We start from the raw sequence: 15,779 nt of genomic DNA, 5'->3' as shown, positions 1-15,779 counted from the left end.
CAAAAGCAAAAGCAAAAGCAAAAGCAAAAGCAAAAGCAAAAGGCAGCAAGCGTCAAAGGGCGTCGTGGCGAGCCAGGGCCCACTCCACGTGCTCGCGTACCAGCTCCGAAGGATCATCCCGCCGCGCGTTGAGCGCTTCCAAGACGGGAATGGTCGAAGGCGCATTCCCCAGGCCCACCGCCAGGTTACGCAAAAACCGCTCATACCCCGCCCGCCGCAGGGGCGAACCCTCGGTGCAGCCGAGAAAACGCTTTTCATCCCACAGGAACAGCTCGGCCAGCTCGATATTGTCCAGCCCCCGGCGGGGCATGAAGTCGTCTTCGGTAGTGGTCTTGGCGAAACGGTTCCAAGGACAGACGATCTGGCAATCGTCGCAACCGAACACCCGGTTACCAATCAATGGCCGCAGTTCCAGCGGAATGGCACCGCGCAATTCGATAGTCAGGTACGAAATGCAACGCCGCGCATCGAGCTGGTAAGGCCCAACAAAAGCCTGGGTCGGACAGATGTCCAGGCACGCCTGGCAGCGCCCGCAATGGTCGCTACCTTGCACGCCATCAATCGGCAGCGGCAGGTCGACGAACAGCTCGGCCAGGAAGAAATAGCTGCCGGCCTTGCGGTTGAGCAACAGGGTGTTCTTGCCGATCCAGCCCAGGCCGGCCTCCTGGGCCAGGGCCTTCTCCAGCACCGGGGCGCTGTCGACGAAGGCACGGTAGCCAAAGGGGCCGATGGCCTCCTGGATGCGATCGGCGAAGTGCTGCACGCGTTTGCGCACCAGCTTGTGGTAATCGCGGCCCAGGGCGTAGCGCGAGATGTAGGCCTTTTCCGGTTCCGCCAGGCGCTTGGCCATCTGCGTGTCGCCGGGCAGGTAGTCCATGCGCAGCGAAAGCACCCGCAGCGTGCCGGGGATCAGCTCGGCCGGGCGCGAGCGCTTGTGGCCATGGTCGCCCATGTACTCCATCTCGCCGTTGTAGCCGGCAGCCAGCCAGCGCTGCAGGTGCTGTTCGTGCTCGCCAAGGTCGACGCCGGCGATGCCGACATGGGCAAAACCGAGTTCGCGGCCCCAATCCTTGATCGATTGGGCCAGTGTGGCGATGTCTGGGAGATTGGCGGACATGGATGAACAAGCATTACGAGCGGAGGTGCGTATAATTCTGCCAGACATCGGAGCCTTTGACCCCATGCCTCAGACCAAACACCCCCCATTACTGCTGAGCAGCCTGACCTTGGCCGGGCTGCCGCCCCGCGCCGCCGATGCCCACAAGGGCGATTTCGGCCATGTGCTGGTGATTGGCGGCGACCTGGGCACCGGCGGCGCAGTGATGCTCAGCAGTGAGGCAGCGCTGCGTTGCGGCGCCGGCCTGGTCAGCGTGGCGACCCGTGCCGAGCACGTCGGCGCAGGGCTGGCCCGCCTGCCGGAGGTGATGTGGCAGGGCGTGAGCTCAGCCAACCAGCTGCTTGGCCCGCTCGCACGGGCCTCGGTGCTGGTGGTCGGTCCCGGCCTGGGCCAGGCGGCCTGGGGCCGCAGCCTGCTGTCGGCGGTGAGCCATGCGCACCTGCCGCAGGTGTGGGACGCCGATGCCCTCAATCTGCTGGCCGCTGCGCCACTGGCGTTGCCCAGCGGCAGCATCCTCACCCCGCACCCGGGCGAGGCGGCGCGGCTGCTGGGCATCTCCACCGAGGCGGTGCAGGCCGACCGGCCGGGCGCCGCGCGCAAGCTGGCGCGGCGCTACGCCAGCGTCTGCGTGCTCAAGGGCGCGGGCACGCTGGTGGCCGACCCGGCCGGGCAACTGGCGCAGTGCGGGCGAGGGCACCCGGCCATGGCTGGTGCCGGGTTGGGCGATGTGCTTACCGGTGTGCTGGCGGCGTTGCTGGCCCAGGGGTTGGACGCCTGGCAGGCCGCGTGCCTGGGGGTATGGTTGCATGCCTGCGCGGGCGAGCGCCTGGGTGTCAAAGGTAGAGGGCTGGCGGCCAGTGATCTGGTCCCGGTCATTAGAGCGTTATTGGAGGAGCATTCAGCGTGTCAGGTGTAACCCTGTTTCTGGCCGACGAGCCAGCCACCGTCGCCTTTGGCGCCAAGCTGGCCGAAGTGACCCAAGGTCATGGCGTGATCTTTCTCGAAGGCAACCTGGGCGCCGGCAAGACCACGCTGTCCCGTGGCCTGATCCGCGGCCTGGGCCACGACGGCCCGGTGAAAAGCCCGACTTTCACCGTGGTCGAACCCTACGAGATCGGCGACATCCGCGCCTTCCATTTCGACCTCTATCGTCTGGTCGATCCGGAGGAACTGGAGTACCTGGGCATTCGCGACTATTTCGAGGGCGATGCGCTGTGTCTGTTCGAATGGCCGGATAAAGGCGCGGGCGTTTTGCCAAAGCCCGACCTGACCATTACCATAAGCCCGCAAGCGGGCGGACGTTCGCTGAACCTGTCGCCGCAGGGGGCACGCGGCGAAGCCTGGTGTGCCGTTCTGGCCAAAGAATTCAAACAGTAAGTGGGGAAAGGTATGCGCATACGCGCACTGGTCGCCGTCGTTGGGCTGCTGCTGACCGCGGTGACCGTTGACGCTCTGGCCGTCACTCAAGTCAAGAGCATGCGCCTGTGGCGCGCTCCGGACAACACGCGGCTGGTCTTCGACCTGTCCGGGCCTGTGCAGCACAGCGTCTTTACCCTGACCGCACCCGATCGCCTGGTGATCGACATCAACGGCGCGACCCTGGGCGCGCCGCTGAACGTCTCCACCTCGAACACGCCGATCACCAGCGTGCGCTCGGCCCAACGCACGCCCACCGACCTGCGGGTGGTGGTCGACCTGAAAAAGGCCGTCTCGCCCAAAAGCTTCGTCCTGGCGCCGAATGCCCAGTACGGCAACCGCCTGGTGGTCGACCTGTACGACCAGGAAGCTGACGCTATCGCCGCCAGCAACCCGACCCCGCCACCGACGCCGCAGCCTCCGGCCACCACGCCGGCGGTGCCGGTCACCCCGGCGCAACCGGCGATCAAGCTGCCGCCGGCGCCGGCCGGCAAGCGTGACATCGTGGTTGCCATCGATGCCGGCCACGGTGGCGAAGACCCGGGCGCGTCCGGCTCGCGCGGCCAGCACGAGAAAGACATCGTGCTGGATATCGCCAAGGAGCTGCAGCGCCAGATCAACTCCGAGAAGGGCTACCGCGCCGAGCTGACCCGTACCGGCGATTACTTCATCCCGCTGCGCAAGCGCACCGAGATCGCCCGCAAGAAAGGCGCCGACCTGTTCGTCTCGATCCACGCCGACGCCGCGCCGTCCAAGGCCGCTTTCGGCGCCTCGGTGTTCGCCCTGTCCGACCGTGGCGCCACCTCCGAGACCGCCCGCTGGCTGGCCGACACGGAAAACCGCTCCGACCTGATCGGCGGTGCCGGCAATGTCAGCCTCGACGACAAGGACCGCATGCTGGCCGGTGTGCTGCTCGACCTGTCGATGACCGCCACCCTCAGCTCCAGTCTCAACGTCGGCCAGAAGGTGCTGGGCAACATGGGGCGGGTCACGCCGCTGCACAAGCAGCGCGTGGAACAGGCCGGATTCATGGTGCTGAAATCGCCGGACATTCCGTCGATCCTGGTCGAGACCGGCTTCATTTCCAACGCCAACGAGGCCGCCAAGCTGGCGACACGTAGCCACCAGCAGGCACTGGCGCGCTCGATCCACACCGGCGTGCGCCAGTTCTTCCAGCAGAACCCGCCACCGGGCACCTACATCGCCTGGCTGCGCGACAGCGGCAAGATCGCCCAGGGGCCGCGTGAGCACACCGTGCGTCCCGGCGAGACCCTGGCGATGATCGCGGTGCGCTACCAGGTCAGCGTTGCCAGCCTGCGCAGCAGCAACAGCCTGAAAACCGACGAGCTGAAGGTCGGCCAGCACCTGGATATCCCCACCACCGCCCTGGCGTCCCAGCAATGAGTGGCGGTTCGCGTATCCAGCTGCTCAGCCCGCGGCTGGCCAACCAGATCGCCGCCGGCGAGGTGGTCGAGCGCCCCGCGTCGGTGGCCAAGGAGCTGCTGGAAAACAGCCTCGACTCCGGTGCCCGGCGCATCGAGGTCGAGGTCGAGCAGGGTGGCGTGAAGTTGCTGCGGGTGCGCGACAACGGCAGCGGCATCGCCCCGGACGACCTGCCGCTGGCCCTGGCGCGCCACGCCACCAGCAAGATCCGCGAACTGGAGGACCTCGAAGGCGTGCTCAGCCTCGGTTTTCGCGGCGAGGCCCTGGCCTCGATCAGCTCGGTGGCGCGCCTGACCCTGACCTCGCGTACCGCCGACGCCAGCGAAGCCTGGCAGGTGGAAACCGAAGGGCGCGAGATGACGCCGCGGGTGCAGCCTGCCGCGCATCCGGTCGGCACCTCGGTCGAAGTGCGCGACCTGTTTTTCAACACCCCGGCCCGACGCAAGTTTCTCAAGGCCGAGAAGACCGAGTTCGATCACCTGCAGGAAGTGATCCGGCGCCTGGCGCTGGCGCGCTTTGATGTCGGCTTCCACCTGCGCCACAACGGCAAGACCATCTTCAGCCTGCACGAAGCAGCCGACGAGATGGCCCGCGCGCGGCGCGTGGGCACCATCTGTGGTCCGGGCTTCCTCGAACAAGCGCTGCCGATCGACGTCGAGCGCAACGGCCTGCGGCTGTGGGGCTGGGTCGGCCTGCCGACCTTCTCGCGCAGCCAGGCCGACCTGCAGTACTTCTTCGTCAATGGCCGCGCCGTGCGCGACAAGCTGGTCGCCCACGCGGTGCGCCAGGCCTATCGCGACGTGCTGTTCAATGGCCGGCACCCGACTTTCGTACTGTTCCTCGAGTGCGACCCGACCGGGGTGGACGTCAACGTACACCCGACCAAGCACGAGGTGCGCTTCCGCGAAGGGCGCACGGTCCACGACTTCCTTTATGGCACCCTGCACCGCGCCCTGGCCGACGTGCGTCCGGAGGACCAGCTCGCCGCGCCCGCCGCGACCAGCGAGATGCTTCGCCCTAGCGGTCTGCAGGCCGGCGAGTTCGGCCCGCAGGGCGAGATGCGCCTGGCCTCGCCAGTGCTCGAGCAGCCCCAGGGCGAGGCGCGGCCGGCCTTTTCCTCCGGCGGTTCTGGCGCCGGCTATCAGTACCAGTACACCCCGCGCCCCGCGCAGCCGGTCAACGTCGGCGAGGCCCAGGCGGTCTACCGCGAGTTCTACGCGCCGCTGGACAACGCTACCGCCACACCAAACGCGCTGCCGGAAAGCCAGGGCGACATCCCGCCGCTGGGCTACGCCCTGGCGCAGCTCAAGGGTATCTATATCCTCGCCGAGAACGCCGTCGGCCTGGTGCTGGTGGACATGCACGCCGCCCATGAGCGGATCATGTACGAGCGTCTGAAGGTGGCCATGGCCAGCGAGGGCCTGAGCGGCCAGCCGCTGCTGGTGCCCGAGTCGCTGGCGCTGAGCCAGCGCGAGGCCGATTGCGCCGAGGAGCACGCCCAGTGGTTCCAGCGCCTGGGCTTCGAGCTGCAGCGCCTGGGCCCGGAAACCCTGGCGATCCGCCAGATCCCGGCGCTGCTCAAGCAGGCCGAGGCTAACCGTCTGGTCCAGGACGTGCTTGCCGACCTGATGGAATACGGCACCAGCGACCGTATCCAGGCGCACCTGAACGAACTGCTCGGGACCATGGCCTGCCACGGCGCGGTGCGCGCCAATCGGCGCCTGGCCATCCCGGAGATGAACGCGCTGCTGCGCGACATGGAGAACACCGAGCGCAGCGGCCAGTGCAACCATGGCCGGCCGACCTGGACCCAGATGGGCCTGGACGACCTGGACAAGCTGTTCCTGCGGGGCCGATAAGATGAGCGCAAAACCCCCGGCGATATTCCTCATGGGACCGACTGCGGCCGGCAAGACCGACCTTGCCATCGAGCTGACCCAGGTGCTGCCCTGCGAGCTGATCAGCGTCGATTCGGCGTTGGTCTATCGCGGCATGGATATTGGCACTGCCAAACCTTCGAAAGAGATCCTGGCCGCTCATCCGCATCGGCTGATCGACATTCTTGACCCGGTCGAAAGCTATTCGGCCAAGCAGTTCTGCACCGACGCCCTTGAAGCCATGGCCGAGATCACCGCGCGCGGCAAGATCCCGCTGCTGGTGGGCGGCACCATGCTCTATTACAAGGCCCTGGTCGATGGTCTGGCTGACATGCCACCGGCCGACGCCGCCGTGCGCGCCGAGCTCGAGGCGCAGGCAAGTGCGCTGGGGCTGGCTGAATTGCATCGGCAACTGGCCGAAGTCGACCCGGAATCAGCCGCGCGCATCCATCCGAATGACCCGCAGCGTCTTATCCGCGCGCTCGAGGTATACCGGGTGAGCGGCGAGAGCATGACCGCCCACCGCCAGCGTCAATTCGCGGAAAGTCGCGACGCAGACGCAGGCGCGAACGGGCATTTGCCCTATACTGTCGCGAGTTTGGCGATTGCTCCTACAGATCGTCACATTTTGCATCAGCGAATTGCGCTACGATTTTCGCAGATGCTGGAACAGGGCTTCGTCGATGAGGTCCGATCGCTGCGTGCCAGAAGTGACTTGCACGCGGGGCTGCCGTCTATACGGGCAGTGGGCTATCGACAGGTCTGGGATTATCTCGACGGTCAGCTGACTGAGAATGAGATGCGTGAACGCGGTATCATTGCCACGCGCCAGCTGGCCAAGCGGCAGTTCACCTGGTTGCGCGGCTGGGAAGGCGTGCACTGGCTGGATAGCCTGGCCTGCGACAATCTGTCCCGCACCTTGAAATACCTTGGGGCCGTCTCCATATTGAGCTGAGTCCCTGCTTATAGCCGTCTATTCTTACGAAAAACGGCATGAATCATCGAATTTCCAGTTTTTCTACTATTGATCCTTACAGGAGTGCGGCATATGTCAAAAGGGCATTCGCTACAAGACCCTTACTTGAACACCTTGAGAAAAGAAAAAGTCCCGGTTTCGATCTATCTGGTCAACGGGATCAAGCTGCAGGGCCAGATCGAATCCTTCGACCAGTTCGTCGTGCTGCTGAAGAATACCGTCAGCCAGATGGTCTACAAGCACGCCATTTCGACCGTCGTCCCGGCACGTCCGGTTCGCCTGCCAAGCCCGACCGATGCCGAGCACGGTGACAGCGAGCCAGGCAACGCTTGAAAATAGTAGGAGCCTGCATTGTTCTTTGAGCGCCACGGTGGTGGTGAGCGAGCGCTGCTCGTTCACTTGGAAGGTCAGAACCCTGAGGCGCGCGAAGACCCGCAGGAGTTTCAGGAGCTGGCGCTGTCGGCCGGAGCCGATATCGTTTCGCTGGTAACAGTGGCGCGGCATCAGCCCACCGCCAAGTTTCTGATCGGCAGCGGCAAGGTCGAGGAGCTACGCGACCTGGTCCATTCGGCCGAAGCCGATCTGGTGATTTTCAATCACACCCTCACGCCCAGCCAGGAACGCAACCTCGAACGTGTCTTCGAGTGTCGCGTGCTGGACCGTACCGGGCTGATTCTCGATATCTTCGCCCAACGGGCGCGTACTCACGAAGGCAAGCTGCAGGTCGAACTGGCCCAGCTCGAGCACATGAGCACGCGGCTGGTGCGCGGCTGGACCCACCTTGAGCGACAGAAAGGTGGTATTGGCCTGCGCGGCCCGGGCGAGACCCAGCTGGAAACCGACCGCCGCCTGCTGCGGGTGCGTCTGCGCCAGATCAAGGCACGCCTTGAGAAGGTGCGCAGCCAGCGTGAGCAGGCCCGTCGCGGGCGCAAACGCGCGGACATTCCGTCGGTTTCGCTGGTGGGCTACACCAACGCCGGCAAGTCGACCTTGTTCAACGCCCTGACGCAATCCGACGTGTATGCCGCGGACCAGTTGTTCGCCACCCTCGACCCGACCTTGCGCCGGCTCGAACTGGCCGACCTGGGACCGATCGTGCTGGCCGACACCGTGGGCTTCATTCGCCACCTGCCGCACAAGCTGGTCGAGGCATTTCGGGCTACGCTCGAAGAGTCGAGCAACTCCGACCTGCTGCTGCACGTGATCGACGCCCATGAGCCCGAGCGCATGGAGCAGATCGAGCAGGTGCTGGCGGTATTGGGTGAGATCGGGGCCGAGAGCTTGCCGATCCTCGAGGTCTATAACAAACTCGACCTGCTCGAAGATGTCGAGCCGCAGATCCAGCGCGATGCCGATGGCAAGCCGCAGCGGGTCTGGGTATCGGCACGCGATGGTCGAGGCCTGGAGCTGGTTGGCCAGGCGATTGCCGAGTTGCTGGGGGACGACCTGTATGTCGGAACCCTGTGCCTGGAGCAACGGTTTGCCCGCCTGCGCGCGCAATTCTTTGCCCTGGGTGCCGTGCAGAGTGAAGAGCATGATGAAGAAGGGCGCAGCCTGCTGAGCGTGCGACTGCCCAGGGTCGAGTTGAATCGCCTGGTCAGCCGCGAAGGCATGGAGCCGCAAGTGTTTGTCGAGCAACACACTTTGCAATAAATGCCCGTCGAGGTCGTCGGGCAGCGGTGACAGGCATTCTGTAGCATTGGACGGCGCGCCGTGGGCGCGTCTTTGCTTTATCAGATGGAGAGCGCTATGGCTTGGAACGAGCCGGGTGGCAACTCGAACAATCAGGATCCCTGGGGCGGTCGCCGTAACGGCGGCGGCGGTGGTGGCGACAAGAAAGGTCCACCGGATCTCGACGAGGCCTTCCGCAAGCTGCAGGACAGCCTGAACGGCATGTTCGGCAGTGGCAAGAAACGCGGTGGCGGTGGCGACCGCAATATCGGCAAGGGCGGCAGCTATGGCTTGCTGGGTATCGGCCTGGCGGTGCTGGCGGCCATCTGGCTGTACAACGCCGTGTACGTGGTGGACGAGCAGGAGCAGGCCGTGGTGCTGCGCTTCGGCAAGTACTACGAGACCGTCGGTCCCGGCTTGAACATCTACTTCCCGCCGATCGACCGCAAGTACATGGAAAACGTGACTCGCGAGCGGGCTTACACCAAGCAGGGCCAGATGCTCACCGAAGACGAGAACATCGTCGAGGTGCCGCTGACCGTGCAGTACCGCATCAGCAACCTGCAGGACTTCGTGCTCAACGTCGACCAGCCGGAAGTCAGCCTGCAGCATGCGACCGACAGCGCCCTGCGCCACGTGGTGGGTTCCACCTCGATGGACCAGGTGCTGACCGAAGGCCGCGAGCAGATGGCCGTGGACATCCGCGAGCGTCTGCAGCGTTTCCTCGACACCTACCGCACCGGTATCACCGTCACCCAGGTCAACGTGCAGAGCGCGGCAGCTCCGCGTGAAGTACAGGAAGCCTTCGACGACGTGATCCGTGCCCGTGAAGACGAACAGCGTGCGCGCAACCAGGCCGAGTCCTACGCCAACGGCGTGGTGCCCGAGGCCCGCGGTCAGGCGCAGCGCATCATCGAGGACGCCAATGGCTACCGCGATGAGGTAATCGCCCGTGCCAAGGGTGAGGCCGATCGCTTCACCAAGCTGGTTGCCGAGTACCGCAAGGCGCCGGACGTGACCCGTCAGCGTCTGTACCTGGAAACCATGCAGGAGGTGTACAGCAACTCCAGCAAGGTCATGGTGGCGACCAAGGACGGGCAGAACAACCTGCTCTACCTGCCACTGGACAAGATGGTCGAAGGCAGCCGCAACAGCACGCCAGCGCCGGTCAGCGGAGTTTCGCCGTCGGTCAACGACGCCGCCGCACGTGCCGCGCAGGACCTGCAACAACAACCGCCGCTGCGTTCCAGGGAGAGCCGCTGATGAGCAATAAATCGCTGTTCGCCCTGATTGGCGCCGTGGTGCTGGCGATCGTCGCCTGGAACTGCTTCTACATCGTCTCGCAGACCGAGCGCGCGGTATTGCTGCAGTTCGGCCGCGTGGTCAAGGCTGATGTCCAGCCCGGCCTGCACGTGAAGGTGCCGTACGTGAACCAGGTGCGCAAGTTCGATGCCCGCCTGATGACCCTCGACGCCCCGACCCAGCGTTTCCTGACCCTGGAGAAGAAGGCGGTGATGGTCGATGCCTACGCCAAGTGGCGGGTCAAGGACGCCGAGCGCTTCTACACCGCGACCTCGGGCATGAAGCAGATCGCCGACGAGCGTCTGTCGCGTCGTCTGGAAAGCGGCCTGCGTGACCAGTTCGGTAAACGCACCCTGCACGAAGTGGTGTCCGGTGAGCGTGACGCGTTGATGGCTGACATCACCGCTTCGCTGAACCGCATGGCCAGCAAGGAGCTGGGTATCGAAGTGGTCGACGTTCGCGTCAAGGCCATCGACCTGCCGAAGGAAGTCAATCGTAGCGTGTTCGACCGCATGAGCACCGAGCGTGAGCGTGAGGCTCGCGAGCACCGCGCCAAGGGTAACGAGCTGGCCGAAGGTATTCGTGCCGACGCCGACCGTCAGCGCCGCGTGCTGCTGGCCGAGGCGTATCGTGAAGCGGAAGAGACCCGCGGTGATGGCGACGCCCAGGCGGCCTCCATCTACGCCAAGGCCTACAGCCAGGACGCTGATTTCTATGCGTTCCACCGTAGCCTGCAGGCCTACCGCGAGAGCTTCTCGAGCAAGAGCGACGTACTGGTCCTGGACCCGAAGAACGAGTTCTTCCGTTACCTGGACAAGAGCAAGCCCTGATGCTGCTCTCATGACGGGGCGCCCCGTCTGGCAGCTAAAATGCCAGGCGGGGTGCATCCTGAATGAAAAGGGGTGTATGATGCGGCAGCCGGGAAATTCCCGGCTTTTTTGCGTCTGCAAGGTTGATCGGCCCATGGCTTGTTGACGGTTTGGTCAGGACGCAAGGCAATTCGAGGGTGTTGGGTACGGTGGTTGCGCTGGGATCGGTGCTGCCCGCTATTGTGCGCCAACGCCTGCTTTACTCACGGCTCGCCTGCGGGCAGGCCGCCCGGACCAGAGGGGAAATGGCGTAATGGCAACGGTAGACCGCTGGCTGCTGCCAGATGGCATCGAGGAAGTACTGCCACCTGAGGCCGCGCGCATCGAGATCGCGCGGCGTCAGGTGTTGGACCTGTTCCAGAGTTGGGGTTACGAACTGGTCGTCACGCCGCATATCGAGTACCTGGAGTCGCTGCTCACCGGCGCCGGCCAGGACCTGGACCAGCGCACCTTCAAGGTCGTCGACCCACAGTCCGGCCGCCTGATGGGCTTCCGTGCCGACTTCACCCCGCAGGTGGCGCGTATCGACGCCCACACCTTGCGCCGTGAAGGCCCGAGCCGCCTGTGCTACGCCGGCAGCGTGCTGCACGCGCAACCGCGTGCCCTGTCCACCTCGCGCAGCCCGATCCAACTGGGCGCCGAGCTGTACGGCGACGCCAGCCCCACCAGTGATGTCGAGGTCATCAGCCTGATGCTCGCCACGCTGCAGCTGACCGATGTGCCGGATGTGCACATGGACCTTGGCCACGTCGGTATCTACCGCGGCCTGGCCCGCGCCGCCAACCTGTCTGGCGCGGTCGAGCAGCAGCTGTTCGACGCCCTGCAGCGCAAGGCGGTCGACGAAGTGCAGGCGCTCACCGCCGACCTGCCGAAGGACCTGGGCAACATGCTGCGCGCCCTGGTCGAGTTGTGCGGCGGCCGTGAAGTGCTGGCCGAGGCCCGTGTGCGCCTGGGCCGTGCCCCGGCCAGCGTGCTGGCGGCGCTGGACGACCTGCTGGCGATCGCTGATCGCCTGGCGTCGCGCTACCCGGACCTGCCGTTGTACTTCGACCTCGGCGAGCTGCGCGGCTACAACTATCACACCGGCGTGGTGTTCGCGGTGTTCGTGCCGGGCGAAGGTCAGTCGATCGCCCAGGGTGGTCGCTACGACGACATCGGCGCCGATTTCGGCCGGGCACGCCCGGCCACCGGATTCTCCACGGATTTGAAGACCCTGGTCACACTGGGGCGAGCGGAGGTCGTATTGCCTGCTGGCGGCATCTGGATGCCCGACAGCAGCGATGCGGCCCTCTGGCAGCAAGTCTGCCAGTTGCGCAACGAAGGCCAGCGTGTGGTCCAGGCCCTGCCTGGCCAGCCGTTGAGTGCTGCCTTCGAAGCGGATTGTGATCGGCAATTGATTCAGCAAGACGGGCGCTGGCAGGTTCTGCCGCTGACCCATTGAGATTCTTCGCCGGCAGTGGGCCGGCAACCAAGTTGCGTGAATGAGGACAAGTGTTATGGGTAAGAATGTCGTCGTCCTGGGCACCCAGTGGGGTGATGAGGGCAAAGGCAAGATCGTCGATCTGCTGACCGAACATGCTGCCGCCGTAGTGCGCTACCAAGGTGGCCACAACGCGGGCCACACCCTGGTGATCAACGGTGAGAAGACCGTTCTGCACCTGATTCCCTCTGGCATCCTGCGTGAAGGCGTGCAGTGCCTGATCGGCAACGGCGTGGTCGTTGCTCCTGACGCCCTGATGCGTGAAATCACCAAGCTGGAAGAGAAGGGCGTGCCAGTGCGCGAGCGCCTGCGCATCAGCCCGGCCGCCCCGCTGATCCTGTCGTACCATGTGGCCCTCGACCAGGCCCGTGAGAAGGCCCGTGGCGAAGCCAAGATCGGCACCACCGGTCGTGGCATCGGCCCGGCCTACGAAGACAAGGTGGCCCGTCGCGGCCTGCGCGTCGGCGACCTGTTCCACCGCGAGCGTTTCGCCGCCAAGCTCGGTGAGCTGCTGGACTACCACAACTTCCAGCTGGTGAACTACTACAAAGAGCCGGCCATCGACTTCCAGCAGACCCTGGACGAGTGCATGGCCTACGCCGAGCAGCTCAAGCCGATGATGCTCGACGTCACCGCCGAACTGCACAACCTGCGCCGCGCCGGCAAGGACATCATGTTCGAAGGCGCCCAGGGCTCGCTGCTGGACATCGACCACGGTACCTACCCGTACGTCACCAGCTCCAACACCACCGCCGGCGGCATCTCCACCGGTTCCGGCGTTGGCCCGATGTACCTGGACTACATCCTGGGCATCACCAAGGCGTACACCACTCGCGTCGGTTCCGGTCCGTTCCCGACCGAACTGTTCGACGAGACCGGCGCCACCCTGGCCAAGCGTGGTCACGAGTTCGGCTCGACTACCGGCCGCGCCCGTCGTTGCGGCTGGTTCGACGCCGTCATCCTGCGTCGCGCCATCGACGTCAACAGCATCTCGGGCATCTGCCTGACCAAGCTGGACGTACTGGACGGCCTGGAAACCATCAACATCTGCGTTGGCTACAAGAACGAGAACGGTGCCGTCATCGACGCGCCGTCCGATGCCGACAGCTACATCGGCCTGGAGCCGGTGTACGAAGAGATGCCGGGCTGGAGCGAGTCGACCCTGGGCGTGAAAACCCTGGAAGAGCTGCCGCAAGCCGCGCGCAACTACATCAAGCGTATCGAGGAGCTGGTCGGCGCGCCGATCGACATCATCTCGACCGGCCCGGACCGCAACGAGACCATCGTGCTGCGTCATCCGTTTGCCTGATCGGCCGCTTCGGTAGCTGATTGAACGCCGCGTTCCCGCAAGGGAACGCGGCGTTTTTGTTTCTGTATGGCAGTACTGTCGAGTCTCTGTGGGAGCGGGTTTACCCGCGAATGCGGCGGTGAATCCAGCATTGCATTCGCGGGTAAACCCGCTCCCACAGAGATGTTGCTTTGCTTTCAACTCTGTCACAGGTACAGATGCCGCCCGACCTGGCATTTTTACCTGCTGCCTTCGGCACAACCCTTGCTGTAAGAAGCTTCTGACGATGCCATCAAAGTAATGGCGCCAGAAACACGAGGGTTACAACGTGTCTGCCATCCTTTCACTGTTACGAAGCCGCCTCTTGCGGCCTGTGTTTGTTGCGCTTGGTATCGCTCTTCTGGTGCAGGTGCTGGTCGCCGTTGCACTGACACGGAGCACGGTCACCGCCCTGGAGGCCGATTTGGGGGCGCGCCTGGGCAACGACAGCCAGAAACTGGCCGCCGAACTCGAGCAGGCCGGGCAGGATGTCCGCGCCGGGCTCGACAGCCTGTCGGCCAGTACCCGCCAGCGCCTAAGCGCCGGCCTTTCCGAGCGGCTGCAGGCCGAGCAGCAGCAATTGCGCGCCACCTTGGAAAAGAACCTCAAGGATTCGGCCAACGACATGGCCGAGCTGCTGGCCTCGGTAGCGCCGCGGGCGATCTGGGACAACGACGTGCCGACGCTGTCGGACTTCGCCCGCCGTGCCCAGCGCAATCCCAACGTGCTGTTCGTCATCTATGACGACGCCCAGGGCCAGCACCTGACCCGCTACCTCAACCGGCAGAACCCGATCAACCAGGCGTTGATGGACAAGGGGCAGGGCGAGCGGGCGCTGGACAAGGTGCTGGATGCCGCACGCAAGGACCCGTCGGTGTACTACGTCGAGGCCTCGATCAACCCCAACGGTGCCGAGATCGGCAAGGTGCTGATGGGCGTCTCCACCGCGGGCGTCGACCAGGAGCTCAAGGCCCTCGACCAGCGCTTCGCCGCACTGATCGCCAGCGGCGAGCAACTGGTCGGCGACAGCCTGGTGGCTGCCGCCGCCGACAGCGGCAAGGCCCTGCGCGCGCGGTTGGAGACGGCCCAGAACAGCGCCACGGCGATGCAGGCCAATACCGCGCAGACCGTGCGCGATGCCGCCGCCGAGCTGCGCTGGCGCATCGGCCTGGGCCTGGTGCTGGTCGGGTTGGGCGTGCTGCTGGTGGTGGCGGTGGTGCTCGGGCGCCGGGTACTGAGCAAGCTCGGCCTGCTGATCGCCGCGCTGAACGACCTGGCCGCGGGCGAGGGCGACCTGACCAAGCGGGTCAAGCTCGACAGCCGTGACGAGATCGGTGACATGGCCTCGGCGGTCAACCGCTTCGTCGACAAGCTCCAGCCCATCGTTCGCGAGGCCGGTGAGGTGGCACAGCGCACTGGCGTGGAGATCGGCAGCATGGCCCAGCGCAACGCGGGGGCCGATGCTGCCGCTGCGCTGCAGCGCGACGAAGTGGCGGCCAGCCTGCGCGACCTGTCGAGCATGGCCGACGAGGCCCAGGCCGAGAGCCATGCCATGCAGGCGGCGTTGCAGCAGGTGGTGGACATTCGCCAGGCCACCGATGAGAACAGCCGCGCCTCTACCCAGCTGGCGCGGTTGATCGAGAACCTGGCCGGTGAGGTACAGACCGGCTCCCAGGTGATCGAGCGGCTGGCCAAGCAGAGCGAACAGATCGAGGTGGTGTTGACGGTGATCCATGGTATCGCCGAGCAGACCAATCTGTTGGCGCTGAACGCCGCCATCGAGGCGGCGCGGGCCGGGGAAACCGGGCGCGGCTTCGCCGTGGTGGCCGACGAGGTGCGGGCGCTGGCGAGCAAGACGCAGAGTTCGACCGGGGATATCCAGTCGCATATCGCCGCCTTGCAGCAGGGGGCCAAGGAGGCGGTGGCGACCATCAGCCAGGCTGGGCGCCAGGCCAGCGAGGGCCTGCTGGTGCTGCGCGACAACGAGCGGCGCCAGCAGTCGGTGCAGGCGGCAGTGGAACAGGTGCATGCGGCGATCGGCCTGGCCACCCGTGCGGCGGAGCAGCAGGCCAATGGCGCGCAGGCGGTACGTGGGCGGGTGGAGAACATCCATGCCCAGGCTGAGCGTTCGGCCGAGGTAGTGATGCAGACCACGGCCAGCAGCAAGGTGCTGGACGACCTGGCGGCGCAGTTGCGGGCCAGCCTGGGGCAGTTCAGGGCCTGATATTGCTCCTTTATAGCGCCTGCGTTGGGCAATGTCCGTTGCCGAACGCCCATGAAAAAGCCCTGCCGAAGCAGGGC

13 protein-coding genes are annotated in these 15,779 nt (G+C 65.3%); 12 read left to right on the top strand and 1 reads right to left on the bottom strand.

The features are described from left to right. Window positions 1-52 precede the first annotated feature (52 nt). Complete coding sequence (gene queG / locus POF53_RS20210; protein WP_232857398.1) at window positions 53-1,117, bottom strand: tRNA epoxyqueuosine(34) reductase QueG; 1,065 nt, start codon at window positions 1,115-1,117, stop codon at window positions 53-55. Window positions 1,118-1,181: 64 nt separating this feature from the next. On the opposite strand from queG, the gene POF53_RS20205 reads away from it, so the two are divergent. From POF53_RS20205 to POF53_RS20150, 12 genes are all read left to right on the top strand, one after another. Next, window positions 1,182-2,033, top strand: a complete 852-nt coding sequence (locus POF53_RS20205; protein ID WP_232857396.1) for an NAD(P)H-hydrate dehydratase — start codon at window positions 1,182-1,184, stop codon at window positions 2,031-2,033. Then, the gene (gene tsaE, locus POF53_RS20200; protein WP_498969148.1) at window positions 2,021-2,494 is read left to right on the top strand and encodes a tRNA (adenosine(37)-N6)-threonylcarbamoyltransferase complex ATPase subunit type 1 TsaE; all 474 of its coding nucleotides are present in this window, start codon (window positions 2,021-2,023) and stop codon (window positions 2,492-2,494) included. Before POF53_RS20205 ends, tsaE begins: the two co-directional genes overlap by 13 nt. Next, entirely contained in the window at window positions 2,495-3,937 is a 1,443-nt protein-coding gene (locus tag POF53_RS20195; RefSeq protein WP_420713625.1) for an N-acetylmuramoyl-L-alanine amidase, read from the top strand. Continuing rightward, window positions 3,934-5,835, top strand: coding sequence for a DNA mismatch repair endonuclease MutL (gene mutL, locus POF53_RS20190; RefSeq protein WP_203648185.1), 1,902 nt, complete (start codon window positions 3,934-3,936; stop codon window positions 5,833-5,835). Before POF53_RS20195 ends, mutL begins: the two co-directional genes overlap by 4 nt. A 1-nt stretch (window position 5,836) precedes the next feature. Beyond that, complete coding sequence (miaA, locus tag POF53_RS20185; protein WP_203648184.1) at window positions 5,837-6,808, top strand: tRNA (adenosine(37)-N6)-dimethylallyltransferase MiaA; 972 nt, start codon at window positions 5,837-5,839, stop codon at window positions 6,806-6,808. A gap of 93 nt (window positions 6,809-6,901) precedes the next feature. Further along, a complete protein-coding gene (gene hfq / locus POF53_RS20180) occupies window positions 6,902-7,162 on the top strand; it encodes an RNA chaperone Hfq (protein WP_203648183.1) in 261 nt (86 codons plus the stop codon). Window positions 7,163-7,180: 18 nt separating this feature from the next. After that, the gene (gene hflX, locus POF53_RS20175) at window positions 7,181-8,482 is read left to right on the top strand and encodes a ribosome rescue GTPase HflX (protein ID WP_023629895.1); all 1,302 of its coding nucleotides are present in this window, start codon (window positions 7,181-7,183) and stop codon (window positions 8,480-8,482) included. Window positions 8,483-8,578: 96 nt separating this feature from the next. Next, window positions 8,579-9,763 (top strand): FtsH protease activity modulator HflK, encoded by a 1,185-nt coding sequence (hflK, locus tag POF53_RS20170; protein WP_110734900.1) that lies wholly within the window; start codon window positions 8,579-8,581, stop codon window positions 9,761-9,763. Further along, window positions 9,763-10,632: a protease modulator HflC gene (hflC, locus tag POF53_RS20165; protein ID WP_203648182.1), complete on the top strand. Its 870-nt coding sequence runs from the start codon at window positions 9,763-9,765 to the stop codon at window positions 10,630-10,632. The genes hflK and hflC overlap by 1 nt, the downstream gene beginning before the upstream one ends. 292 nt (window positions 10,633-10,924) lie before the next feature. After that, window positions 10,925-12,112: an ATP phosphoribosyltransferase regulatory subunit gene (locus tag POF53_RS20160; RefSeq protein ID WP_110734905.1), complete on the top strand. Its 1,188-nt coding sequence runs from the start codon at window positions 10,925-10,927 to the stop codon at window positions 12,110-12,112. A gap of 55 nt (window positions 12,113-12,167) precedes the next feature. Then, a complete protein-coding gene (locus tag POF53_RS20155) occupies window positions 12,168-13,460 on the top strand; it encodes an adenylosuccinate synthase (protein WP_028688256.1) in 1,293 nt (430 codons plus the stop codon). Window positions 13,461-13,848: 388 nt separating this feature from the next. Further along, window positions 13,849-15,702 carry a methyl-accepting chemotaxis protein gene (locus POF53_RS20150; protein WP_498969143.1) on the top strand — a complete coding sequence of 618 codons (1,854 nt, stop codon included), beginning with the start codon at window positions 13,849-13,851 and terminating at the stop codon, window positions 15,700-15,702. The last annotated feature ends 77 nt before the right edge of the window (window positions 15,703-15,779 follow it).

Origin of the sequence: Mitsuaria sp. RG (assembly GCF_028369275.1) — a bacterium.
GTDB classification, from domain to species: Bacteria; Pseudomonadota; Gammaproteobacteria; order Pseudomonadales; family Pseudomonadaceae; genus Aquipseudomonas; species Aquipseudomonas peradeniyensis.
The sequence above is the reverse complement of the archived record's forward strand: the minus strand, read 5'-3'. Positions and strand labels throughout refer to the sequence as shown.